Genomic DNA, 24,316 nt, shown 5'->3' on the forward strand with positions numbered 1-24,316 from the left:
GCCACGCCCGTGGTGGAACGCACCATGGACCCCTTGGCCCGCAGCCGCGAGAACGAGAAGCCCGTGCCGCCGCCCGACTGATGGATGAGCGCCATGCTCGCCAGCGTGTCGTAGATGCCGTCCTTATGGTTGGACAGGGCATCCGCCACCGGCAGCACGAAACAGGCCGACAGCTGCCCCAGGGGACGGCCGGCGTTCATGAGCGTGGGCGAGTTGGGCTCGAACCGGCGCTGCGTCATGAGCGCGTAGAACTCCCGCGCCTGCTGCTCCACCTGCTCGTCCGTGGCCCCATATCTACGGTCCGCCTCGGCCACCACGGTCGCCACGCGCCAGAACAGGTCCTCGGGTTGCTCTACCGAGGCCCCCTTCTCGTTCTTGATCAGATAGCGCTTGGCCAGCACGGTCCGCGCGTTCTGCGACAGCGACGCGAGGCCAGCCGGTGGGTTTTTCGAGACGGGCATAGTGAAAACACTCCCAATTGGTGAAGCGATGTCAAGGACGGTCGGGGCGGCCGGCAGAGGACACTTTGCAGCCCCGGTGTTCATGGGGTGGGGGCGCAACGTACCCGGGATCGTGAAACCACGCCAGCCCCATGCCAACACATTGCCAATCAACGACTTGCGATATCAACATCACGAACGTGAGACGGGGCGACCGTACACGTTGATAACAAATCGTGACAATGTGAGAACAATCAATCGCACCTGAACCAGTGCGGATTTGCAGTGCGCAGTTGGCAGTTAAACCTAACGAATTCAGGGTCTTACGGCAGAGGCCCTCAACGGATATCCGGCGCGCAGACGGGCGCGCGGCGTCGCCGGTTGCTCACAAAGCTGCTGTAGCGGTTTGCCTGCTCCCACGCGCCAAAAACAACGGGACGTGGCCCCCACTGGGAGTTAACCGACGCCTGTCACAGTTCCGGGAATGCTCCCCGCCGGTGCTCCTCCTGCAAGGCCAGATAGCTCTCCACGGTGCCGCGGATGCGCGCGCGCTCCTCCGCCGAGGTCTGCCGCACCACGCGGCCCGGCACGCCGAGCACGAGCGAATTGGGCGGCACCACGAACCCCTCGGTGCACACCGCGCCCGCGCCGATGATCGACCCCGAGCCCACGCGCACGTTGTTCAGCAGCACCGCCCCCATGGCGATCAGGCAGTCGTCGTCCACCGTGGCGCCGTGGACGATGGCGCGGTGTCCGATGCCCACGCGCTCGCCGATGATGCACGGCACGCCGTGATCCACGTGGATCACCGTGCCGTCCTGCACGTTGCTGTCGGCGCCGATGGTGATGGGCGCCGTGTCGCCGCGCAGCGCCGCGAACGGCCACACCGAGACGCGCGGCCCCAGCGTCACCTGGCCGCAGACGAAGGCGCGCGGATGGACGAACGCCGAGGGATGGACACTGGGAGCGATGGGCGCCATCAGAACGAGAGGCCGAGGGAGAAGTAGGTGCTCACGCTGGGGGCGCCGACGAGGGCGCCGTTGTGCGTGGGCAGCGCCACGCCGAACCGGAATTGGTACGGCGTGTCCCAGTCGAGCACGGCGGCGGTGAGGCTGAACTCCACGCCGGCCGACGCGATGGTGAAGTGCTGGGCGAGCACGGGGTCGCGGCACACCGTGCCCTGGGCGAACACGGCCGGGCACCACGCCCCGCCGGCGTCGTAGAACGCCGACAGCGAACTGCGATCGAGGAAGAACGGGAGCATGCCCCAGCCCCGGTCGAGCAGCGCCAACGGCACGCGGTACTCAGCCGACGCGGCAAAGGCGCGCAGGCCGATGAGGGAGGCGGCGTCGAAGCCGCGCACCGGGAAGGTGCGCCGCCCCTGGCCCAGCACCACGCCGGGCACGATCGAGATGGCCGAACCGCTGGCGCCGCCCACCTCGAAGTAGCTGGTGGAGCGGTCGTCGCTGTACCCCACCGTGCCGGTGACGGCCAGCACCTGGTGCGCGAACGTGGGCAGGTTGATGGACTTGTAGGCGTTGGCCGACGCCACGGCGCTGAACGTGGCGCCCGACGCATTGCCGCTCGTGAATCGCTCGCGCACGGTGGCGGCGCCGGTGAGCCCGTCCTCGGGCGAGATGCTCAGCGTGGGCCGCTGCGCGTTGCTCCACACGCCGCTGGCGATGAGCGTGGGATAGTAGTACGCCCGCGCGAACGACGAGTCGATGCGGGCGCGGAGCGGCGCCGGATCGGTGGCGTAGTCGTGCGCCTCGAGGCCGGCCAGGAGCGACAGCGACGAATACGTGCGGAAGCGCGGGCGGACGTACGTGGCGCCCAGGGTCACGATGCGGGTGCGCTTGCGCAGCGTGCCCACCGCCACGCGCTGGTCGTTGCGGACGACGCCGTCGTTCTCCCAGTCCTGCTCCCCGCTCACCGATAGGATGGGCATGCCGAGCCCGGCGTAGTCGTAGTTGAACGCTCCGGTGAGGCCGGTGCCGTCGGTGGGCACGAACAGCTCCGCGCTGTAGCTGTGGCGGCCCACCACGTCCACGCCGCTGGTGTACGCGCCCACGCGGGCGCCGCCGGCGATGGACGGCTCCTCCACGGGCATCCAGTACCGGGGCCACAGCCCGTGCCACGGCGAGAAGCGCGTGGCCGGCGTGGTCACGCTGTCGGCCGGGGGCGCCGGCTGGGGCAGCGCCAGGGAGTCGAGCGGCGGCGCCGGCACCGGCGTGATGCGGTCGAGCGCGCCCACGCCCACGTGGTAGCCGTCGCCCAGCACCACCGACGCGGCCAGCCACCGCCCGTCGGGCGACACCGACGGATAGAACATGCCGGTGGCCACGTTGGTGAGCATCTCGAGATCGTTGCCGCCGGTGCGACCGGTGCCGGCGGGCGCGAACCGCGCCGAGTAGATGTTGGTGATGCCCGTGCGGTCGGAGCTGAAGAAGATGCGCGTGCCGTCGGGCGACCAGCTGGGCGCCGCCTGCACGGCGTGGGCCGGCGAGATGCGCTGCACGATGGCGCCCGTGGTGTCGAGGACGACGATCTCCGACGTGCCGCCGCGCTGCCAGCGCGCCGCGGCGATATACTGGCCGTCGGGCGACCACCGCGGCTCGGTCCACTGCACGTCTTCATTGCCGCGGGCGAGCACGCGCAGCCCCGTGCCGTCGGACCGCAGGAGCACCAGCTGCGTGGCGGCGGGGAGGGTCTGCACGGCCACGATGCGCCCGTCGGCGTTCACGTCGGGCACGGTGAGCCGCGCCCCGTGGGTGAGGCGCACCGTGCGCCGGCCGCGCTGCGCGAACAGATCGGAGCGCACGTGGTACGCGTCCACGTATTCCAGCTGCGTGAACAGCTGCTCGCCGTCGGGGAGCACGAGGGTGGGCGAATCGCTGTTGCGGCGCTCCAGCCGCGCCTCGGTGCCGTCGAGGGCCACGCTGTAGGCGGCGTAGCTGGCGCGCCCGTCGCTGCCGGTGAAGGTGATGGCCGTGTCGTCGGCCCAGCGCGGGAAGTTGGCGAAGCCGCCGCCCACGGTGAGGTAGCGCCAGCCCGGCGTGGGCGGGCCCGGCTCGTCCATCGACTTGGTGACCGAGTCGCTCCACCGCTTCCAGGCGTTGGTGAACGAGATGCCGAACGCCTCGCCCGCCGGCCGGTTGAGCCAGATCGGGATGAGCTGCGACGCCTCGTCCTCGACGAAGTTGTGCAGGCTCCGCTCGCCGCGCATCTGCGCCAGGTAGTTCACGAACAGCGAGCCGAACACGTACGGCGCGTTGCCGTATGGGAACCGCGCGTCGGCGATGCTGATCTGGTCGATGGACGGGAACCGGTGCTCGGCGGCGAAGGCGCGGGCGATCATGCGGTGGTCGGAGCCGATGACGCGGCCGGCGCCGGTGAACCGGGACTCGTAGTAGACCGCCAGCCCTTCGGTGAGCCAGCGCGGCGCGTAGGCATTAGGAAACAAGTATGGCGCCCGGCCGAACACGTGCTGCGCCAGATCCCAGATCCCGCGGCTGCGGTCGAGGTGGAAGATGTGGGTGAGTTCGTGCGTCACCACCATCGCGTCGGCGTCGTCGGTGAACCGCAGCGACACGTCGTTCACCGGCGGGTTGGCGTAGATGACGATGCGGTTGGTGGGGAACGTGGTGGCGTAGCCGTTGGTGAAGTCCACGTCGTCGCTGATCACGAGGTCGATCGTGCCGCGCGGCGGGGTGAGCTCGCCGGCCAGCTGCCCGTACGCCACCTCGGCGTTCACCGCGGCGCGCCGGGCCTGCGATTCCAGCGCCGGCGTGAACAGCACGCGGAAGTGCGGCGTGCGGAGCACGCGCCAGTCGGCGTTGGGCGCGAGTTGGGCGCGCGCTGTTGCCGAACAGGCGGCGATCAGGGCCAGCGCCAGCAGCGCGCGGCGGATCATCGCGAGGCCCCGAGCCCGCGGAAGTAGGCGGCGAGCCCGTCGGCGATGCCGCGCGCGTACGCCTGTTGGAACTGCGCCGTGCGCAGCGCCGCCTCCTGCTGCGGGATGATCACGAACGCCCCCTCGCAGAGGATGGACGGCATCCAGGTCTGGCGGGCCACGGCCAGGCTGCGGAACAGCACGCCCTGGTCGGGGAGGCCCATGGACCGCACCATGCCCTGCTGCACGGCGCGGGCCAGCGGCTCGGACTGCCCGCGATAGAAGTACGTGGCGCTCCCCTCGGTGGCGGTGAACGGATTCATGCCGTCGGGGAACGCGTTCAGGTGGATGGACACGAACGCGTCGGCCTCGGCGCGGCGCGCGATCACGGCGCGGTCCTCCAGCCCCACCGGCTCCGGCGTGGTGCGCGTCATCACCACGGCGGCGCCGCGCGACTCGAGCAGCGTTTGAAGGCGCTGGGCCACGGCGAGCACGGCCGTCGATTCGTGCAGGTCGGTGGGGCCCGTGGCGCCGCCCGGCGGATGGCCGGCGTCCACCGCGATCACCAGTCCGCGCAGCGGATGCGCCGCGTCCACGGCGGGTGGACGGCGCACGCGCAGCACGAAGTGGCCGTCCTGCCACAGCACCAGGTAGCCGTACGGGTGGGCGCTCAGGTGCAGCGTGTAGCGCACGCGGTCGGTGGCCACCTGGGCCCATTCCACGCGGCGGATGAGCGTGTCGCCGGTGGGATAGCGTATGATGTCGGTGTTGCCGTGGGTGTCGTAGAGCGTGAGATCGATGGCGTGGTCGCGCTCTTCGATGAAGTAGGCCGGCCGGTTGGCCACCGGGAGCACGAAGTCCTCGTAGCCCGGGGCCGAGCGCACCACGCCGTCGCCGGTCACGCGGCGCGGCGGCTCGGTGTCGTTCACCGCGTGGACCAGCGAATCGGGCACCCAGATCCGGAGCTCGTGGTCGAGCGCGATGCGCGTGTAGCCGCCCAGGCGGCCGTCGCGGCGCACCACCGTGCCCGGCAGCAGGAACCAGTGGTAGGTGGACCCCGGGATGGCGCGGCCCACGATGGCGTCGTCGGTGTCGGGGAGCGTGGAGAAGGGATCGTCCAGCCGCACCCAGGACGACGTCGTGTCGAGCGCAGGGGGCGGCGGTGGCGGCTCGGGGCGGCCGCGGGAGGGCACGCGCACCCGCACTTCGTGGCTCACGCGCACCGTGTCGGCGCCGAGGGCGGCCACGAGCTGGTAGCGTGGGTCGGCGGCCGGCGGATTGGCCACCCAGGCCATGAATGCGCCGTTGGGATAGACCTGGGCGGGCGTGCCGTCGATGGTCAGCGTGGCGTGGCCGTTGCCCAGGGATCCGAGGACGAAGGTGGATTCGCTCGAGGTGATGAACTGCCGGTCGGCGGGGTACACCACGTGGACGGCCAGGGGTCCGTCCACGGGGGGGATGGGGGGCAGCGGCGCGGGCTGGCCGGCCGCGGATGGCTGGGCGGGGGTGCGTGAGGCGGGCCCGGGCTTGCGGCCGGCCGCTTGGGCGCCCGGTGGCGCCTTGGCCGGCGCCGGCGGGGGGGCGGATGTGGCCGGGTGCGTGCACCCCGTGGCGGCTGCAATGGCGACGAGCGCGAAGCGGGCAACGGAGCGCGGCATCGCCTCAAGCTACGAAGGGCGGGCAATTGAGGGAAGCGACGGAGAGCGGCGCACTTGCGCCATTTCGGAACTTCATTGACCCCCTTTTCCGCGGGTCCTATATTCGCGCGTCATGGCGCTTTTTGCGGTGGAGACGACAGCGTGACCGCGTGCACGTTCTGTGGTCGAGAGAACGACACGGCGGCGCGCTTCTGCATTGACTGTGGAAAGCCCATCAACCCATCGGACGCTCGCGTGGCGCCGGCGTACGTACCCGATGCCTCGGGGACGCCGCGTCCACATCCCGTAGTTGCCCAGCCTCCGGCTCCGAAGGACTCAAACGCCGCCGGCGTTCCCAACACTCGCGTGTCAAACTCCCCTGCGGCATCGAAGGTGACGTGTTCGCGATGCGGCAAGCCGGTGGACGCATCGCTCCCGTTCTGCGCGCATTGCGGCAATCGCGCCACCGCGACGCCCAAAGAGGGCAGCTGCGAGAAGTGCGGCGCGCCCTTCCAGCAGGGGGTGGACCTGTTCTGCGCCCGCTGCGGGGGGCGGGTGGGCGAGCGGGTCTCGGTGGCCGACCAGCAGGCGGTGCTGGGCACGCAGGTGCTGGGCGCTGCCCGGCGCGACGTGGGGCCGCGGCTGGCGCTGCTCAACGACGCCGGCGACATCGCCAAGACCTTCACGCTCGACCGCGGCGAGGCCGTGGTGGGACGCGGCGAGGCCGACATCAAGTTCCACGACGACGTGTATCTGTCGCCGCTGCATGCGCGATTCGACCTGCGCGAGGGCGTGCTCTGGCTGCGCGACCTGGGGTCGCGCAACGGGAGCTGGGCATTCATCGACGGGGCCGTGAAGCTCATGGACGGCGACCGGATGCTCGTGGGCTCGCAGGTGCTGCGGTTCCGGCGGCTGGGCTATCCGGGGCCGCATCCGCCCGAGGCCGATTCCACGCGGCGCATGGGATCGCTCACGCCGTCGGTGGACGTGGCGGTGCTGGAGCAGCTCCGGGCCGACGGGAGCGTGCGCGACACCTTTCATCTGTCGCCCGGGCGCAGCGTGCTGCTGGGGCGCGAAACGGGCGACTGGATCTTCCCGTACGACCAGACCATGAGCGGCCGGCACGCGGAGATCCGGTCGGAGGACTCGGACTTCTTCGTGCACGACACCGGCAGCCGGAACGGCGTAGCGATGGGCGTGCGGGGCGAGCAGCCCGTGAAGAAGGGCCAGCGCCTGCTCCTGGGCGATCAGATCCTGCGTGTGGAGAGCGTGTGAGCCAGTTGAAGATCTGCCCACAGTGCGGCGCCGAATACGAACTGGACCAGCGGTTCTGTCCCAAGGACGGCACCACGCTGCGCATGCAGGGGAGCGAGAACGATCTCGTGGGATCGATCATCGCCGACCGCTACCATGTGCTGCGCAAGCTGGGCGAGGGCGGCATGGGGCAGGTGTATCTTGCCGAACACGTGAAGATGGGGCGCAAGAGCGCCGTGAAGGTGATGAATCCGGGGATGGTGCACGACGCCGACGCGATCAGCCGGTTCAATCGCGAGGCGGCCAACGCCAGCCGGATCAACCACCCCAACGTGGCGGCGGTGTACGACTTCGGGGAGACGGGCGAGGGGCTGATCTATCTGGCCATGGAGTTCGTGGAGGGGCCGCCGCTCACGTCGCTCATCGAGCAGCAGGGGGCGCTGCCGCCGCTCCGGGCGGCCGACATCGCGCGGCAGACGGCCGACGCGCTCACGGTGGCGCACGACATGGGGATCGTGCACCGCGACCTCAAGCCCGACAACATCATGGTGGCCAGGAACCGTGACGGGTCGGATCTGGTGAAGGTCGTGGACTTCGGGATTGCCAAGGCCGCCGACAACGAGAAACAGAAGGTGACCAAGACGGGGCTGGTGGTGGGGACGCCGGAGTACATGAGCCCCGAGCAGTTGGCCGGCGACAAGCTGGACGGGCGGAGCGACATCTATTCGTTGGGGCTGGTGGCGTTCAACATGCTCACCGGCAAGCTGCCCTTCCCGAGCGAGTCGGCGCAGGAGGCGATGATCATGCGCCTCACCGACAAGCCCAAGCCGCTCGCCGAGATGAAGCCCGACGTGGCGTGGACGCCCGAAGTGCAGGCGGTGATGGACAAGGTGCTGGAGCGCGACGCCAACCTGCGCTACCAGACGGCGGCGCAGTTCGGACGCGACCTGCTGCGCGCCGTGGAGGCGATGCCGCAGAGCGTGGCGGCGGCGGCGGGCACGCAGGTGATCGGCGCGCCGTCGGTGGCGGCGGCAGCGGCCGGCGCGACGGCGGCCATTCCGGCCACGCGCGTGGCGGGAGCGGCGGATGCGGTGGTCAAGCAGGCGCCGGCGCCCACGCCGGCGGGCAAGAGCAAGACGCCGTTGATCGCGGCCATCGTGACGGTGGTGGTGTTGGGGGGCGGGACGACGGCGGTGTGGATGATGCGCGGATCGCCGGCCAAGGCGACGCCGGCGAACCCGCCGGCGACGATGGCCGATAGCACGGTGGGCGGCGCGGGCGGCGCGGTGCGGAAGCCGGAGGAGACGAAGAAGGGCGCCGCGGCGCCGGTGGGAGGAACGGAGAAGCTGAGCAAGCCGCTGGCGACGAATCCGACGGGGACGAGTCCGGCGGTGAAGACTCCGCCGGCGAATTCGCAGACGGCGGCGGTGAATGTGGACGCGGAACTGAACCGGATCGACGCATTGGCCAACGATGAGAACACCGCGGACCAGGCGCTGCAGGCGTTGGATCAACTGGAGAAGCAGGCCCTCAATCGCATGAGTGCCGATCAGGTGGCCGCCGCTGACCTGTACAAGGCCTTTGCGCTGATGAGCAAGAATGACACCGCGGGTGCGTGCAAGGCCGCCAAGAACGGGTACGCCATCGTTTCCGATTCCAAGTTGAAGCGCAAGCTGGAACCCATCGCGACCCACTGTCCATAACCGGCCCTTGACCTCGCTCACCATGCCCTCCCCCGGCGGCGCTGCCCGCGGATCCGTGATCGTCCACGTCTTCGGCAAGACGGACGTGGGACGCACCCGCGAGCACAACGAGGACGCCTTCGTCGTCGCCGACCTCACGGCCGACGACGCGTCGCTGCAGCCGTCGGTGCGCACGCACACCGCCGGCCCCCGCGGGTCGCTGTTCATGGTGGCCGACGGCATGGGCGGCGCCGCGGCCGGCGAGATCGCCAGCGAGATGGCCACCAACATCGTGCTCCGCGAACTGCGCCGCGATTGGCTGCCGCACGTCCATCCGTCGGCCGCGGCGTTCGCCTCCGCCCTCAAGCGCGCCGCCGCCGTGGCCAACGCCGAGATCAACGCCTACGCCGCCAACCACGCCGAATACCGCGGCATGGGCACCACGGCCACGATCGCCGGCCTGCTCGGCGACACGCTGTACCTGGTCCAGGTGGGCGACAGCCGCGCCTATATCGTGCGCGACGGCGAGGCCCGCCAGATCACCAAGGACCAGTCGCTGATGCAGAAGCTGGTGGAGGCCGGCGAGCTGACCGAGGAGGAAGCCGAACGCAGCGAGCGGCGTAACATCATCCTCCAGGCCCTCGGCCCCGAATCCACGGTCAAAGTGGACCTCACGCATCAGCGCGTGCGCCGCGGCGACACGCTCGTGCTGTGCAGCGACGGGCTGTCGGGACAGGTCACGCGCCAGGAGATCGCCCAGGCCGTGGTCGAGGAGCACGACCTCATGGCCACCTGCAAGCGGCTCATCGACCTGGCCAACTCGGCCGGCGGCCCCGACAACATCACGGTGATCGCGGCGCGCTTCGACGGCGAGGGGCTCGAGGACGTGGCCGAGGGCGACCATGTGGGGCACCGCGTGTTCCCGCTGGGAGAGCCGGGCCATACGCCGGCCATGGGCATGGACCGCGTCGTGGACGAGGCGAGCCAGCGCACCACGGTGCCCATCCACGCGGTTTCGGCCGCCGAGGTGCCGGAGACCGAAGCTGCCGTGACCCCGATGGTGAGCGAGGAGCGCCGGGCCCGCGGCCTCGCCATCCAGCGCATGCTCCTGGCCGTCCTCGCCGTGGTCATCGTGCTCGCCGCGGCGTGGTGGCTGTTGCACGGTCCGCGCGACTGACGTGGCGCTCGAGATCCGCATCCTGGACGGCGCCCGCGCCGGCCAGCGCGAGGTGTTCGAGAAGTCGGTGATCGCCGTGGGACGCCACCCGCTGAGCGATCTACGATTCGATCCCGAGCGCGACCTGGACGTGTCCACCAAGCACGCCGAGATCCGCGGCGTGAACGGACGCTACGTCATCCACGACAACACGAGCACCAACGGGACGTACGTGAACGGCGAGCGCGTCCTGCCCGACCGCGAACTGGCGGACGGCGACCGGATCGCGTTCGGCGAGCACGGGCCGCAGGTGGAGATCCGCATCGTCGCATCGGCGCCGGCGCCGGCGCCCGCCACGCGCCTCGGCCACGAGTCGCCGGTGCGGCCCATGGCCGCCGCGACCGTCAGGGAGACGCCGCGGCGCTCCACCACCGAGCGCATCGCGATCGCCGTGCAGGAACACACGTCGCGCCTCACCCGCCTGTTCTTCGCCGCCGTGGTCGTGCTCGGCGCCGGCATCGGCGTGGCGTTCTGGGCCGGACACCGCGCCGCGGCCGCGCAGGTGGCGCAGCTCCAGCAGATGCTCGCCCAGAACGAATCGGCCTCGACGGCGCTGGATGCGCGTCTGCATGCCATGGCCGACACCAACTTCTCGCACGCACTCGCGCGGCGCAGCGATTCGTTGCGGGCCCGCATCGCGCGCACGCCCGGGAACTCGGCCGGCGCCATCGACTCCATCCGCTCGGCGCTCGAGTCGCAGCACGCGCTGGTGACGATGGACGTACCGTCGATCAATGCCCGCAACGCGCCGGCCGTGGCCATGCTCTACTCGGATTTCGACGGCCACTATTTTGCGGGCACCGCGTTCGCCGTCACACCGGGCGGGCTGCTGGTCACCAACCGGCACAACGTGCAGAACGCCGACGGCACCCGCGCTACGCGCCTCGCCGTCACCTTCCGCAACACGGACGACGTGTGGCCGGCGCACGTGGTGCGGGTGAGCGATGACACGTCGGTGGATCTGGCGCTCATCCAGATGGACCGCGGCGGGCCCTTTACCACCGTGCAGGGCATCAGCCCGTCGGCCGCCGCCGCGCCCGAGGGCGCCCCCGTGCTGACCATCGGATTCCCGCTCGCCACCGATCTGCCCATGGAGGGCAGCGGCGCGAATATGATTGCCAAGACCACGCTCGATCCCGGCACGGTGAGCAAGCGCGTGTCCACGGTGCTGCAGATCGATTCCTACGCGGCGCACGGCTCCAGCGGGAGCCCGGTGTTCAACGCGCAGGGCAACGTGGTGGGCGTGGTGTTCGGCGGCCCCGCGGAGGCGGCGGGCCGCATCGTCTACGCGGTGCCGGCCGACAAGCTCGCCGCGTTCCTCGGGTCAGACGCCCCCGGCATCATCAAATAGACCCGCGGGTGGGCATCCAGAACGGAGAGTGAGCACAGGATGCTCCGGATTGGACGGATGCTACGGCTAGCACACTTGGGGGCTTCGGGGGTGAGATCTTCCCGCCGGAGCCCCCTATTGCTTGATCAGGAGCATCCGTCCGATCCGGAGCACCTGTTCAACCCCTGGGTTCTGGATGCCCACCCGGCGTGAACTTGCCCAGCACGCGCGGGCCCCGGGCGCCGGTAGCGCGCGGCACGTTGCCGGGCAGGCGCTCCAGGAACAGGTGCGCCAGCAGCGCGAACGCCACCGCCTCCTTGGCCTCGTCGTCGAAGTAGGCGTCGCTGAACCGGCGCACCGACATCGGCGCCAGTTCGCGGCGGATGGCCTCCACGAGCGCGCCGTTCCTGGCGCCGCCGCCGGACAGCAGCACCTCCGCCGCCGGCTCGGGCATGAACCGGCGATAGGCGTCGGCGATGCTGCGCGCCGTGAGCTGGGTGGCCGTGGCGGCCACGTCGGCCGGCGACGCATCGGGCACCGCGTCGCGGCACATCGCGATCACGCGTTCGGCGTACGCCGCGCCGAACAGCTCGCGTCCCGTGGACTTGGGCGGCTCGGCGGCAAAGTAGGGATCGGCGAGCAGTGCATCCACCACGCGCTCGATGGCCGTGCCGGCCCGCGCCAGCTCGCCGTCCACGTCGAACCGGCGGCGCGCATCGAGGGCGCGCACCACGCCGTCGATCACCGCCACGCCGGGCCCCGTGTCGAACGCGCGCACCGCCGACAGGTCTCCGTTCGGCGGGACGATCGTGACGTTGCCGATGCCGCCCAGATTCTGCAGCGCGCGCCAGTCGTCGCCGGCAAAGAGCAGCGCGTCGGCCATCGGGACCAGGGGCGCGCCCTGCCCGAGCGCCGCCACGTCGCGCACGCGGAAGTCGCTCACCACGTCCACGCCCGTGCGCTCGGCGATCACCGCCGACTCGCCGATCTGCCAGGTGGCATGCGGCGGCTCGTGCCAGAGGGTCTGCCCGTGCGACGCGATGGCGCGCACCTCGCGGCGCGCCACGCCCGCCTCGGCCATCACCGCGACGGCGGCGTCGGCCAGCCACCCGCCGAGGTCGAATTGCAGGAGGCAGTACTCCTGCGCCGTGCCGATGGACATCGCGCGGTGCAGCGCGTCGCGCTGCGCGGCGTCGTACTCGCGCACCACGAACGCGATCAGTTCGGGCTCGAGCCGGGCGTCGCGCTCGTGAAAGCGCACGGCCACGGCGGAGATGCCGTCGAGCGACGTGCCCGACATCAGCCCCACGTACACGGGCGGGCGCGCCGCCGGCGACGCGGGCCCGCTCACGGGACGGGGGGCGGGTTGCGGCCGATCACGCGGCGGATGACGCCGCCCTCGCGATCGAGCGCCTGCTCGGCCGCGGCGCGATCGACGCCCAGAAAGTGCATGACGATCGCCGTCTTCACGCTGGCGCCGGCGGCGGCCAGCAGGGCGCGCGCTTCGTCGGGCGAGACGTCGCACACTTCGACCACGATGCGCCGGCTGCGCTCGGCCAGCTTGGCGTTGGTGGCTTGCAGGTCCACCATCAGATTGCCGTACGTCTTGCCCAGGCGGATCATCGCGCCGGTGGTGATCATGTTGAGCACGAGCTTGGTGGCCGTGCCCGCCTTGAGGCGCGTGGACCCGGTGACTGCCTCGGGTCCGGTAATGGGCAGGATGACGAGGTCGGCCGCCGGCTCGTTGGACGCCGGCGGCGGCGAACAGGCGATGAACGCGGTGCTCGCGCCCACCGCCTTGGCATGCGCGAGCGCGCGATGCACGTACGGCGTGGTGCCCGAGGCGGCGATGCCGATCACGAAGTCGCCGCGGCGCACGCCCGCCGCGTCGAGATCGCGCACCGCGTCCTCGACGCGGTCCTCGGCGCTCTCCTGCGAGCGCGTGAGCGCCGGCAGCCCGCCGGCGATGATCCCCTGCACCATCTCGGGATCAGAGCCGAAGGTGGGCGGGCATTCGGACGCGTCGAGCACGCCCAGGCGGCCGGAGGTGCCGGCGCCCACGTAGAACAGCCGGCCGCCGCGGCGAAAGGTCAGTTCCGCCTGGGCGATCGCCGCGGCGATACGCTCGCGTTCGCCGTGCACGGCCGCCGGCACGGCGCGATCCTCGGCCGCGAGCAGGTCGACGATTTCGATCGGCGTGGCGAGATCGATGTCGGCCGTGCCCGGATTACGCTGCTCGGTGATGCGCGGATCGTTCGCTGTGGCCACGTCGGACGAATGAGGGACGTGCTACTGGATCACGACCGGTGCGTTGAGCTTCACCGTCATGTTGCTGCCCTGCGCGATGCAGCCCTCGAAGTTTGCCGTCGTGGCGGCCACGGCGCCACCCGCCGCCGCGCCGGCCACCCCGCCGACTACGGCGCCCTGGTTGCTCTTGCCCAGGATCTTGCCGGCGATGGCGCCGATCAGGGCCCCACCCACCACCTTCTGCACGTCCTTGGACGTGGGCTCGTTGCGCACTCGCTCGATGGTCTCGGCGGTGACCGTGGCGCTCACGACGTACGTGCGGCCATCAACGACCACCGACTTCACGTCGAAGCCCATGTCGATGGGGTCCTTGATGTTCTCGCTGCGCTTGAGCGCCGTGATCTGCATGTGCACGGTGGCGCCGGCCGGAATGCTCACGCCGTTGCTGCCGGCCACCGTTTCGGCCACCGTGGCCGAGACGAGATCGCCCACCTTGTGCGTGTTGGTGCACACGCGCTGGTCGGGGTGCAGCAGGAGCGACGTGCCCGCGGCGACCTCGCCGCCGACCGGACGCGCCGGCTGCGTCCGGATGGGTTCCACGGGCGGCCGGGCGGGCGTCGAGGGCCTGGCAGCCACGGGGGTGCGCCGCTTCGTGGCGGGCGCGGGGGCGGGGGCAGGCGCCTGTGTCGTGTCGCTGAGCGCCGGCTGGGTGGCCGCCGCGGGCGCCACCTGGAGGCTCGTCGAGTCCGTGCTGGCCGCCTTCTGTTCGCCACCGCAGGCCGCGAGCAGAACCGTCATCGCGAGCGCCGCACTCATCCGGCCGATATATTCTGGCATCGTCGTCCCCCTGTGTATGGATCGCCTCTGGTGCATGAAGTATACACAGATTGTCCGCGGCCGTCGGGCGTCGTGATCGCCGCCGCCCGCTCCGACCCACCCACTTCCGCATGAGCGACCGGCCCACCCTGCGGCGCCTGCTCCCCTACTATCGCCCCTACCGGCGAAAGATGGTGCTGGGGCTGTTCCTGACGGTCGTGTCATACGCGTTCTCAACCGCCGGCCCGTGGTTCCTGCGCGCCGCCGTGGATGATTTCGTATCGCGGGCGCCGCTGGTCAAGATCTGGCTCCTGGTGGGCGCGATGCTGGGCGTGGCGCTCGTGGCCGGCTTCTTCCGGTTCCTGATGCGCGAGCTGCTCAACAGCGTGAGCCGGTGGATCGAGTACGACCTCCGCAACGACCTGTTCGCCAAGCTGGAGACGCTCGATGCGGCGTATTTCGCGCGCATGCGCACGGGCGACCTGATGGCGCGGCTCACCAACGACCTCTCGGCGGTGCGGATGGCCGCCGGGCCGGCCGTCATGTACCTCACCAACACGATCGCCGGCGGCACGTTCGCGCTGCTGGTCATGCTCCATATCGACGAGCGGCTCACGCTCATCGCGCTGCTGCCGATGACGCTGCTGCCGGTATCGATGCTCTGGCTGGGACGCGCCATCCACGAACGGTTCGAAGCCGTGCAGGAGCAGTTCGGCCAGATGACGACGCGGGCCCAGGAGAACATCTCCGGGGTGCGCGTGGTGCGCGCCTATCGGCAGGAGGGGCCGGAGAGCGAGCGGTTCGCGGCCCTGGGCCAGGACTATCTGCAGAAGCAGATGCGGTTGGCCACGCTGTACGGCGTGATGCACCCGTCGTTCAGTCTGCTCGCCGGCCTGGGCGCCGTGGTGGTGCTGGGGCTGGGCGGCGCGATGACCATCCGCGGCGAGATCACCGTGGGATCGTTCGTCGCTTTCGGCCTGTACCTGGGGATGATCACCTGGCCGCTGATCGCGCTCGGCTTCGTGACCAATCTGTTCCACCGCGGCGCGGCGTCGATGGGGCGGTTGCTCGACGTGCTCGACGCCGAGCCGACGATCGTGTCGCCGGCCGCGCCGCGGCCGCTGCCGGCCGCCGCCACCGGACGGACGATCGAGTTCCGGCGCGTCGGGTTCCATTATCCCGTGGCGGACGACGCCGCGCCCCGTTGGGTGCTGCGCGACGTGAGCTTCACGGTGCCCGCGGGGGCGACGGTGGGAGTGGTGGGTGCCACCGGCAGCGGCAAGAGCGCGCTGCTCGATCTCGTCCCGCGCGTGTTCGACCCGCAGGAAGGCGAGATCCTCATCGACGGCGTGCCGCTCGCCGCGCTCGACCTCGACGCCTGGCGCCGCGAGATCGGCTACGTGCCGCAGGAGAGCTTCCTGTTCAGCGAGTCGATCGGGCGGAACCTCGACTACGGCGCGCCGGACGACGCGTCGCGCGACTGGGCGGCGTCGGTGGCGCAGCTCACGACGACGATCGAGGCCCTCCCCGACGGCTACGACACGATGCTGGGCGAGCGCGGGATCAACCTGTCGGGCGGCCAGAAGCAGCGGGCCGCGCTGGCGCGGGCGCTGGCGCGCAAGCCCACCGTGGTGCTGCTCGACGACGCGCTGAGCGCCGTGGACACGCACACCGAAGCCGAGATCCTGCGCGCGCTGCGCACCACGCTCGCCGGACGCACGGCGCTCATCGCCTCGCACCGCGTGTCGGCCATCCGCGACGCGACGTTCACCGTGGTGCTCGACGAGGGGCGGGTGGTGGAACAGGGCCCGCACGAGCGCCTGATCGCGGCCGGGGGACGCTACTGGTCGCTGCTCAACCGCCAGCAGCTCGAGGAGTCGCTCGACGCGTCCGTCGAGCCGGCGTAGCGGGCATCAGGAACGGAGAGGTTCGGCCGGATGCTCCGGATTGGACGGATGCTCCGGATAAAGATCCGGGGGCTCCGGCGGAGAGATCTTCCCGCCGAAGCCCCCTCTCTTGTTCCGAAGCATCCGTTAAATCGGGAGCATCCTGTAGAAAGCCCTGCGATCCTGATGCCCGCCTGCCGCACCTACATCCGCTTGAGAATGAAGTCGGGCGTCATCTTCTGCAGCGTGCCGGTGAGCACGGTGAGGTAGCCGCTCACGAGTAGCACGCCGACCACGATGAGCAGGACGCCCGACGCCTTGGTGAGCCACGCCAGCCGGGCGCGATTGCGCTGCGCGAACACGATCAGCTCCTCGAGCGCCACCGCCGAGATGAGGAACGGCACCGCGAGGCCCGCCGAGTAGGCGGTGAGCAGGACCGCGCCGCGCCCGGCGTCGCCCGCCGTGGCCGCGAACGTCAGGATCGACCCCAGGATCGGGCCCAGACAGGGCGACCATCCGGCGCCGAACGCCATGCCCACGATCACCGTGCCGAAATAGCCAAGCGGCTTGTTGCGCAGGTGCACCCGCGTGTCCCGGCCCAGGAACGGCAGGTTGAACGCGCCCACCAGGTACAGCCCGAACAGGATGATGATCACCCCGCCCACGCGCGCCACCCATTCGCGGTGCACGAGCAGCAGGCGCCCGAGGGCGCTCGCTGCCACGCCCATGGTCACGAACACGATCGAGAATCCGATCACGAACAGGAAGGCGTGCAGGAGCGCGAACCGCCGCGACGACTGCACGTCCTCCAACGAGATGCCGGTGATGAACGTGAGGTAGCTCGGCACCAGCGGCAGCACGCAGGGCGAGATGAAGCTCACCAGCCCGGCCACGAACGCCACCACGAGGCCGATCTCGTTCCCGGGCGCCATGGCGCTAGCCGGCCGCCGGTTGGTGAGCGAGGACGATGGCGCGGATGTCGTCGCCCGTCATGCGATCCACTTCCTCGGCGTCCTCGGCGCGGCGCTGCACGCCACGCACCACCTGGTCCACCGTCACCAGCGGCGCGTCGGCCTCGGCCTTCACCGACACCTCCCAGCGGCCCCGCTCCGGGCCCTTGAGGGTGTGCCGGTACGACGCGCTGTACACGGTGTATCGCTCGGGAAGCGCGGGCTCCGCTGCGTACGGCGATTCCTCGGCGTCGGCCCCGGCGTCGCCGGCGTTCGCGTCGCCGGCTCCGGCCGCAGGCTCATCCACCGGCGGCGCGGGCTCCGGCATCCGCGCCGCGATCACGGCCACGCCGCTCTCCACGCCCCCCACCCGCCGCGCCGAGAAGAAGTGCACCTCGAAGATGTCGGCGCCCGGCATCTGCTCGGTGAGCGCCAGAATGAATCGCTCGCGCGTCTCGGTGGGAATCATCGCGCTCCCGCGGCCTCGGCCACGGCGGCCACGCGGCGCGCGTCGAGTTCCCGTTCCACGTACAGTCGCATGATGTGCATGAAATCCTGGGCATTGGTGACCACGCCGAACGCCTGGTGCGTGCCGCGATCCTTGAGCTTGCTCACCACGAACTCCGACGAGTCCACGCAGATCGTGGGCAGCTCGCGCATCGTGCCGTCGGGCTCGGTGACGAACGCCGGCAGCATGTTGCCGGTGGCGATCCCGTGCAGCGCCGAGGCGATCAGGATGGCCATCGTGGCCTTGATCGTGTGGCGCCGCATGGCGTCCTGCGCCTTGAGCATGTCGGTGATCACCTCGGGCAGCGGGCCGTCGTCGCGGATGGACGCCGCGAGCACGAACGGCACGTCGTGCAGCACGCAGGCCCGCATGATGCCGTCGGTCACGATCCCCTGCTCCACCGCCGCCCTGATCGAACCCGCCGCGCGCACGCTGTTGATGGCGCGCATGTGCAGCCCATGTCCGCCCTGCGTGGGGATGCCGCCGCCCGTCATGCCGAGCGTGGTGCCGTAGATCGACGCCTCGATGTCGTGCGCGGCCACGGCGTTCCCCGCCAGCAGCGCGGCCACGAACCCGTGTTCGATGAACCACACGAGGTCGGCGCGGGCGCGAGCGTGGACCAGCGCCGGTCCCGCCACCCACACCGGGTATCCGCCCCGGTCGCGCTCCTCGAGCAGGATGCGCGCCATCAGCGCGTAGTCGATGGGCTTCTCGCGCGACACGGCGCTGGACATGAACTGGAACTCGCCTTCCTGCCCGCCCTGCGCCAGCGCGTGCTCGTACACGAAGATCCCTTCGCTCCCGTTCTCGGCGCGGCCCACCGCCACCAACTCGCCCTGTCGCACGCGCCGCATCTCGCGCGCCCACAGCTCGCCCGCCGTGTCGAGCACCAGCGCCGCGTCCATCCGCGGCTCGCGCGGCGAACGCCAGGCGCCGCCGATGCGGGCGTACGTGGGGAGGTTGGTGGTGGAGAAGAACCCGTCCGGCACCACGCCGTCCGCCGGCGCCGGCACGAATCGCGCGTCGGGCGCATCGGCGAGCTCCGGCGCGGCCAGATTCGGGGGCGGGATGATGATCACCCCCGAAAGATGACGGGGGGGGAGAGGCCGAACAAGCTCACCGCCCCCTTTACAGCAGCGAGACGGGGTCCCGGTCGATGATGATCCGCATGCCCGACTGCGACGGCACCGGGAATCGGGACGCGAAGTATCGGCACACCCGCGTGAGCGCCCCGGCCTGCGGCGACTTGAGCAGCAAGTGCCAGCGCCACCGCTGCTTGACCCGGTCCACCGGGCAGGGCGCCGGCCCGATGATCGACAGCACGCCGGGCTCGCGCCGCGCCACCAGCGCGTGCAGCCACGCCCCCGCCGACTGCGCCAGCTCGACCGTGGCCGCCTCGGAGAGGCCGCTCACGATCACGTTGGCCAGCCGCGAGAAGGGCGGATACGGGGGACTCCGCCGTCCGTCCAGCTCCTGCGCCACGAACTTCTCGTAGTCGTGCGTTGCCGCGCACTGCACGGCGTGGTGCTCGGGCACGCGCGTCTGCACGAACACCTGGCCGCGCTTGACGCCGCGGCCGGCGCGCCCCGCCACCTGGCTCACCAGCTGGAAGCAGCGCTCCGACGCGCGGAAGTCCGGCATGTTGATGCCGGTGTCGGCGTCCACCACCCCCACCAGCGTGACGTTCGGAAAGTCGAGCCCCTTGGCGATCATCTGCGTGCCGAGCAGGATGTCCACCTCGCCGCGCTCCACGCGATCGAGAATCTCGGCGTGCGCCCATTTGCCGCTCGTCGTGTCCATGTCCATGCGGGCGACGCGCGCCGTGGGGTAGCGGTCGACGAGCAGCCGTTCCACCTGCTGCGTGCCCAGGCCCTTGCCGCGCAGCACCAGGCCGCCGCACTTGGGGCACGCCGCGCGCATGGGCTCCGCGTACTGGCAGTAGTGGCACACCAGGCGTTCGGGCACGCGGTGGTAGGTGAGGCTCACGTTGCAGTTGGGACACGACGCCACGTCGCCGCAGGCGTCGCACTGCACGAACGACGCGTAGCCGCGCCGGTTGAGCAGGAGGATGCTCTGCTCGCCGCGCGAGAGCCGGTCGACGATCGCCGCCTCGAGCGGCTCACTGAGCACGTAGCGCAGCGCCGCCTCCTCCGTCGACAGGCGCCGCGGATGCGTCTTGGGATCGGGCCGCCGCATGTCCACCACGCGCACGTCGGGCAGCACGCCGCCGCCCACGCGGTCGGGCAGGCGGAGCAGATGATGCCGGTGGGCGAGGGCATTCTGCCAGCTCTCCAGGCTCGGCGTGGCGCTGCCCAGCACCACCACCGCGCCGTCGCGCCGGGCGCGCATCAGCGCCACCTCGCGGGCGTGATAGCGCGGCGTCTCGCCCTGCTTGTACGTGGCCTCGTGCTCCTCGTCGAGAATGATCGCCCCGAGGTTGTCGAGCGGCGCGAACACCGCCGACCGCGCGCCCACGGCGATGCGCTTGTCGCCGCGCGACAGCGCCAGCCAGGCGTCGTACCGCTCGCCGTCGCTGAGCCCGCTGTGGAGCACCGCGATGCGGTCGCCGAACACGGCGCGGAAGCGGCCCACGGTCTGCGGGGTGAGCGCGATCTCGGGCACGAGCACGATCGCCGTCTTCCCCCACTCGTCCACCACCCTGCGCAGGAACTCCACGTACACCAGCGTCTTGCCGCTGCCCGTGATGCCGTGGAGCACGAACGACTCGCCCCCGCCCGCCGCGCAGAGCGCCTGCACCGCGGCGCGCTGCGCCGGCGTGGGGTCGTGCGGCCCCTGCGTGGGCGACGGCCGCGCGGCGAACGGATCGCGCTCCACCACCTCCTGCTCCATGGAGACGATCCCCCGCTTGACCAGAGCCGCGATCGCCGACGCCGAGGCGCCGAGCTGCCCCACCAGATGCTCCACCGGCGCCCGCCCGCCCAGCGACTCCAGCAGCTCGTACACGGCCCGCTGCTTGGGCGCGCGCTTGAACAGCGCGTCGCGCTCGAGCAGCGACGGCAGTTCGCGCGCCAGCCGCGCCACCCGCCGCTCCTTGCGCGACGGCTCGGGCGCCCGCACGGCCGACAGCGCCGCGGGCAGCATCGTGCGCAGCACGACGCCCAGCGGCGCCACGTAGTACTCCGACATCCAGCGCGCCAGGTCGAGGAGATTCTCGTGCACCACCGGCGCGTCGTCGGGCGCGGCGAGGATGTCCTTGGGCACGAACTCGGGCGTGGGCTCGGCCAGCCCCACCACGAGGCCGATCGTCCGGCGGCCGCGCACCGGCACGACGACGCGCGACCCCACCCCCACGCGCCCCGCCATCGCGTCGGGCACGGCGTAGGTGAACTCGCGGAACAGCGGCAGCGGGAGGGCGACCGAGATCAGCATGCGGCGCGTGCCGCGGCGCGGGGCGTCACGCGCCGCGCAGCCGCACTCCCAGGCCGGGCGCGTCGGGGATCGCGATGCGGCCGCCCTCGATGGTCGCCCCCACGTGCGGATCGTCGGCCAGCAGCGCCGCGCCGTCGAGGTCGGCGTCGTCGAGCAGCGGCGCCAGATGCGCCGCCGCCGTGATGCCGAGGCTGGTCTCGATCATGCACCCCATCATCACGCGCATGCCGTGGGAGCGCGCCGTGGCGATCATGCGGTGCGCTTCGCGGAATCCCCCGCACTTGGCGAGCTTGATGTTGATGCCGTCCACGGCGCCGGCCAGCCGCGGGATGTCGGCGGCCGTGACGCACGACTCGTCGGCGATGATCGGCAGCGCCGAGCGTTCGCGCACGAAGCGCAGCCCCTCCAGATCCTCGGGCGGCAGCGGCTGTTCCACGAACTCCACGCCGTAGCGGGCCAGTCGCTCGATCATCGCCAGCGCGTGCTTGGGCGTCCACGCGGCGTTCGCGTCCACGCGGATCACCTTGCCCGGCGCCGCGCCGCGCACCGTGCGCACGATCTCGTCGTCGCGATCGGTGCCCAACTTCACCTTGAGCACCGGATACGCGGCGGCCTGCTCCACGCGCCGCACCAGCTCCTCCTCGGTGGGCGCAATGGCGATCGTGAAGCTCGACGGCGGCGCCGCGGCCGGCGTGAGCCCCCACAGGCGGTACAACGGCACGCCCAGCCGCTTGCCCACGAGATCGTGCATCGCGGCGCTGATCGCCATGCGCGCCGCCGCGTTGCCGCGCAGCGCGCGGAACAGCGCGTGCTCCAGATCCTCCAGCGCCCACGCCTCGGCCGCCTCGACCACCGGGCGCAGCTTCTCGAGCGCCGCCACCACGGTCTGCGCCGTCTCGCCGTAGAACGGGCTCGGCGCCGCCTCGCCCATCCCTTCGGCGCCGTCGCGGTCCACAAGGCGCACCCGCACTCGCGCATACTCGCTGGCGCCGCCGCGCGCGATCACGAACGGATGCGCCGTGTGCACCGTGACCGGCTCGTAGGACAGGCGCATCACCGCGGCGGCGCTCCCGCCGAGTGGCGCGCCACCCAGGCCGAGCGGTGCGCGTCGTCATGGCCCGGCAGGCCGTTGATGTAGGCGATCAATGCGTCGGCCAGATCGTTGGCCCGCTGATACCGCCCGCTCGGCCCCTTGGCCAGGCACTGCATGATGATCGCCGACAGCGCCGGCGGCACGCGCGAGTCCACCTGGTCGGGCGCCACCGGCTGCTCGTGCACCTGCTTGTAGCCCACCGAGAATGCATCGGGCCCGTCGAACGGCGGGAATCCCAGCACCGCCTCGTACAGCACGATGCCCAGCGCGTACACGTCGCTTCGGCCGTCCACGAGCTTGCCCATGGCCTGCTCGGGGGACATGTAGTGCGGCGTGCCCATGGCCCGCCCCGACGCCGTGAGCCGTCCCTGGTTCCGCGCCTCGGCGATGCCGAAGTCGGTGAGCATCGCGTTGCCGTCCTCGTCGAACAGCACGTTGTCGGGCTTGATGTCGCGGTGCACGATGCCGCGGCGATGCGCGTAGTCGAGCGCCGTGGCCACCTGGGCGATGGCCGTGGCCGCCTCCACCGGATCCACCATCTTGCGGCGCGCGATGCGGTCGGACAGCGACCCGCCCGAGAGGTACGGCATGACGGTGAACACCGTGGTGCCCAGACTGCCGCTGTCCATGACCGGACAGATGTGCGGATGCACGAGCCGGGCGGCCGCCTGCGCTTCGCGGCGGAACCGCTCCATCATCTCGGCGTCCTTGGCGAGATGCGCGTGCAGAACCTTGATCACCACCGGCCGCTCGAGCTGCGCGTGGTCGGCCAGGAACACGTCGGCCATGCCGCCGCCACCCAGCCGCTGCATCACGCGATACCGGCTGCCCGTGGCCTGGCGCAGCGCCGAGATGGTCTCGCTGGGCTTCTCGGCGGGCGCCCGGTCCAACTCGGGCAGCGGCGCGCTGCAGCGGGTGCACGTGTCGGCGGAGGTGCGATTCCAGGTGCCGCACTCTGGACAGAACATGCTACGCGCTCCGCGGATCCTGGCGACGGACGGGTTGAGTGGATTCAAAACATAGCATGGCCACGCCCTGCCCGCATCACGCGAGCGCCCGCAGGTGCGTCACGCAGGCCGCGCCCAGGCGGTCGGGCACGTAGCCGCCTTCGAGCGCGCTCACCACCCGCCCGCCGCACCAGGCGTCGGCCCGCTCCGCCACGGCGCGCGTGAGCAGCGTCACATCGCCCAGCTCCAGCGTGAATCCGCCCAGCGGATCGCCGGCCAGCGAGTCGAATCCCGCCGAGATCAGCACGAGATCGGGGGTGAAGCCGCGAACCGCGTGGTCCACGGCCCCGAGCAGCGCCTCCACGTACCGCGCCGCCGCGAGCCCGCCCGGCATCGGCACGTTCCACACGTTCCCGTGGGGCCCGCGATCGTCGGCCGCCCCCGTGCCCGGGTACCACGGCCACTGGTGCATGGACACGAAGCGGATGTCGGCCGTCTGCTCCACCAACGCCTGCGTGCCGTTGCCGTGGTGCACGTCCCAGTCCACGATCAGCACGCGCTCGGCGCCGTGCCGGCGGCGCGCATAGTGGGCGCCGATCGCGACGTTGCCGAACAGGCAGAACCCCATGGCGCGATCGCGCAGCGCGTGGTGGCCCGGCGGACGCACGGCCGAGAAGCTGCGGGTGGCCCGGCCGTCGAACGCCATGTCCACGCCGTCGAGCACGCAGCCGGCGGCGGCGGTCGCGGCAGCCCACGAGCCCTCGCTCGCCACCGTGTCGGCATCCAGACGGCCGCCGCCGCGCTCGGCCAGCCGGCGCACCTGCTCCACGTACGCCGCGTCGTGCGCCAGGAGCAGCTCGTCCACCGTGGCGTGCCGCCCCTCGACGTGCTGGGCGGCGTGGAACAGATCGGGGTCGTCGCGCAGCGCGCGCGGGATGGCGCGCAGCCGCCCCACGTGCTCGGGGTGTCCCCACCCCGTGTCGTGGCGGCCGCAGTCGGAGTGCGATATGTACGCGAGCGACATCCCG

19 protein-coding genes are annotated in these 24,316 nt (G+C 71.3%); 5 read left to right on the plus strand and 14 right to left on the minus strand.

Features of this window, described 5'->3' with window-relative positions; genetic code table 11:
- From VNE60_08640 to VNE60_08655, 4 genes are all read right to left on the minus strand, one after another.
- The coding region (locus VNE60_08640) for a ribonucleotide reductase N-terminal alpha domain-containing protein (protein HVB31573.1) at window positions 1-461 on the minus strand (461 nt) is incomplete at its 3' end.
- Between the two features lie 449 nt (window positions 462-910).
- Window positions 911-1,420, minus strand: a complete 510-nt coding sequence (locus VNE60_08645; GenBank protein ID HVB31574.1) for a gamma carbonic anhydrase family protein — start codon at window positions 1,418-1,420, stop codon at window positions 911-913.
- Complete coding sequence (locus VNE60_08650) at window positions 1,420-4,353, minus strand: hypothetical protein (GenBank protein ID HVB31575.1); 2,934 nt, start codon at window positions 4,351-4,353, stop codon at window positions 1,420-1,422. The genes VNE60_08645 and VNE60_08650 overlap by 1 nt, the downstream gene beginning before the upstream one ends.
- Window positions 4,350-5,783 (minus strand): N-acetylmuramoyl-L-alanine amidase, encoded by a 1,434-nt coding sequence (locus VNE60_08655; protein HVB31576.1) that lies wholly within the window; start codon window positions 5,781-5,783, stop codon window positions 4,350-4,352. Before VNE60_08655 ends, VNE60_08650 begins: the two co-directional genes overlap by 4 nt.
- Window positions 5,784-6,131: 348 nt before the next feature.
- Here VNE60_08655 and VNE60_08660 point away from each other — a divergent pair, with 348 nt between their 5' ends.
- Genes VNE60_08660 through VNE60_08675 form a run of 4 tightly spaced genes read left to right on the plus strand, consistent with a single transcriptional unit; the run spans window position 6,132 to window position 11,472 of the window.
- Window positions 6,132-7,244, plus strand: coding sequence for an FHA domain-containing protein (locus VNE60_08660; protein ID HVB31577.1), 1,113 nt, complete (start codon window positions 6,132-6,134; stop codon window positions 7,242-7,244).
- Window positions 7,241-8,926, plus strand: coding sequence for a protein kinase (locus tag VNE60_08665; protein ID HVB31578.1), 1,686 nt, complete (start codon window positions 7,241-7,243; stop codon window positions 8,924-8,926). Before VNE60_08660 ends, VNE60_08665 begins: the two co-directional genes overlap by 4 nt.
- A 55-nt stretch (window positions 8,927-8,981) precedes the next feature.
- Window positions 8,982-10,082, plus strand: a complete 1,101-nt coding sequence (locus VNE60_08670; protein ID HVB31579.1) for a Stp1/IreP family PP2C-type Ser/Thr phosphatase — start codon at window positions 8,982-8,984, stop codon at window positions 10,080-10,082.
- Between the two features lies 1 nt (window position 10,083).
- A complete protein-coding gene (locus VNE60_08675) occupies window positions 10,084-11,472 on the plus strand; it encodes a trypsin-like peptidase domain-containing protein (protein ID HVB31580.1) in 1,389 nt (462 codons plus the stop codon).
- A 157-nt stretch (window positions 11,473-11,629) separates the two neighbouring features.
- Here VNE60_08675 and VNE60_08680 read toward each other — a convergent pair whose 3' ends face one another.
- The 3 genes from VNE60_08680 to VNE60_08690 are packed head-to-tail and all read right to left on the minus strand — an operon-like array spanning window position 11,630 to window position 14,496.
- Window positions 11,630-12,802: an anhydro-N-acetylmuramic acid kinase gene (locus VNE60_08680; protein ID HVB31581.1), complete on the minus strand. Its 1,173-nt coding sequence runs from the start codon at window positions 12,800-12,802 to the stop codon at window positions 11,630-11,632.
- On the minus strand, window positions 12,799-13,719 hold the full coding sequence (gene murQ, locus VNE60_08685; protein ID HVB31582.1) for an N-acetylmuramic acid 6-phosphate etherase: 921 nt from the start codon (window positions 13,717-13,719) through the stop codon (window positions 12,799-12,801). Before murQ ends, VNE60_08680 begins: the two co-directional genes overlap by 4 nt.
- Window positions 13,720-13,740: 21 nt before the next feature.
- A complete protein-coding gene (locus VNE60_08690; GenBank protein HVB31583.1) occupies window positions 13,741-14,496 on the minus strand; it encodes a hypothetical protein in 756 nt (251 codons plus the stop codon).
- Window positions 14,497-14,645: 149 nt separating this feature from the next.
- Between VNE60_08690 and VNE60_08695 the strand changes: the two genes are divergently transcribed.
- Complete coding sequence (locus VNE60_08695; protein HVB31584.1) at window positions 14,646-16,421, plus strand: ABC transporter ATP-binding protein; 1,776 nt, start codon at window positions 14,646-14,648, stop codon at window positions 16,419-16,421.
- Window positions 16,422-16,603: 182 nt separating this feature from the next.
- Here VNE60_08695 and VNE60_08700 read toward each other — a convergent pair whose 3' ends face one another.
- The 7 genes from VNE60_08700 to VNE60_08730 all read right to left on the minus strand — a co-directional run bounded on the left by VNE60_08700 (window position 16,604) and on the right by VNE60_08730 (window position 24,312).
- Window positions 16,604-17,332, minus strand: a complete 729-nt coding sequence (locus VNE60_08700; protein HVB31585.1) for a cytochrome c biogenesis protein CcdA — start codon at window positions 17,330-17,332, stop codon at window positions 16,604-16,606.
- A gap of 4 nt (window positions 17,333-17,336) precedes the next feature.
- Window positions 17,337-17,819, minus strand: a complete 483-nt coding sequence (locus VNE60_08705) for a hypothetical protein (GenBank protein HVB31586.1) — start codon at window positions 17,817-17,819, stop codon at window positions 17,337-17,339.
- Window positions 17,816-18,937: a hypothetical protein gene (locus tag VNE60_08710; protein HVB31587.1), complete on the minus strand. Its 1,122-nt coding sequence runs from the start codon at window positions 18,935-18,937 to the stop codon at window positions 17,816-17,818. Before VNE60_08710 ends, VNE60_08705 begins: the two co-directional genes overlap by 4 nt.
- A 49-nt stretch (window positions 18,938-18,986) precedes the next feature.
- On the minus strand, window positions 18,987-21,248 hold the full coding sequence (priA, locus tag VNE60_08715) for a primosomal protein N' (GenBank protein HVB31588.1): 2,262 nt from the start codon (window positions 21,246-21,248) through the stop codon (window positions 18,987-18,989).
- Window positions 21,249-21,273: 25 nt separating this feature from the next.
- Entirely contained in the window at window positions 21,274-22,302 is a 1,029-nt protein-coding gene (locus VNE60_08720; GenBank protein HVB31589.1) for a dipeptide epimerase, read from the minus strand.
- Window positions 22,302-23,309 carry a serine/threonine-protein kinase gene (locus VNE60_08725; GenBank protein ID HVB31590.1) on the minus strand — a complete coding sequence of 336 codons (1,008 nt, stop codon included), beginning with the start codon at window positions 23,307-23,309 and terminating at the stop codon, window positions 22,302-22,304. Before VNE60_08725 ends, VNE60_08720 begins: the two co-directional genes overlap by 1 nt.
- Window positions 23,310-23,385: 76 nt before the next feature.
- Entirely contained in the window at window positions 23,386-24,312 is a 927-nt protein-coding gene (locus VNE60_08730; protein HVB31591.1) for a histone deacetylase, read from the minus strand.
- Between the last annotated feature and the right edge of the window lie 4 nt (window positions 24,313-24,316).

Source organism: Gemmatimonadaceae bacterium, from assembly GCA_035533755.1.
In the GTDB taxonomy this organism is placed as follows: Bacteria; Gemmatimonadota; Gemmatimonadetes; order Gemmatimonadales; family Gemmatimonadaceae; genus JAGWRI01.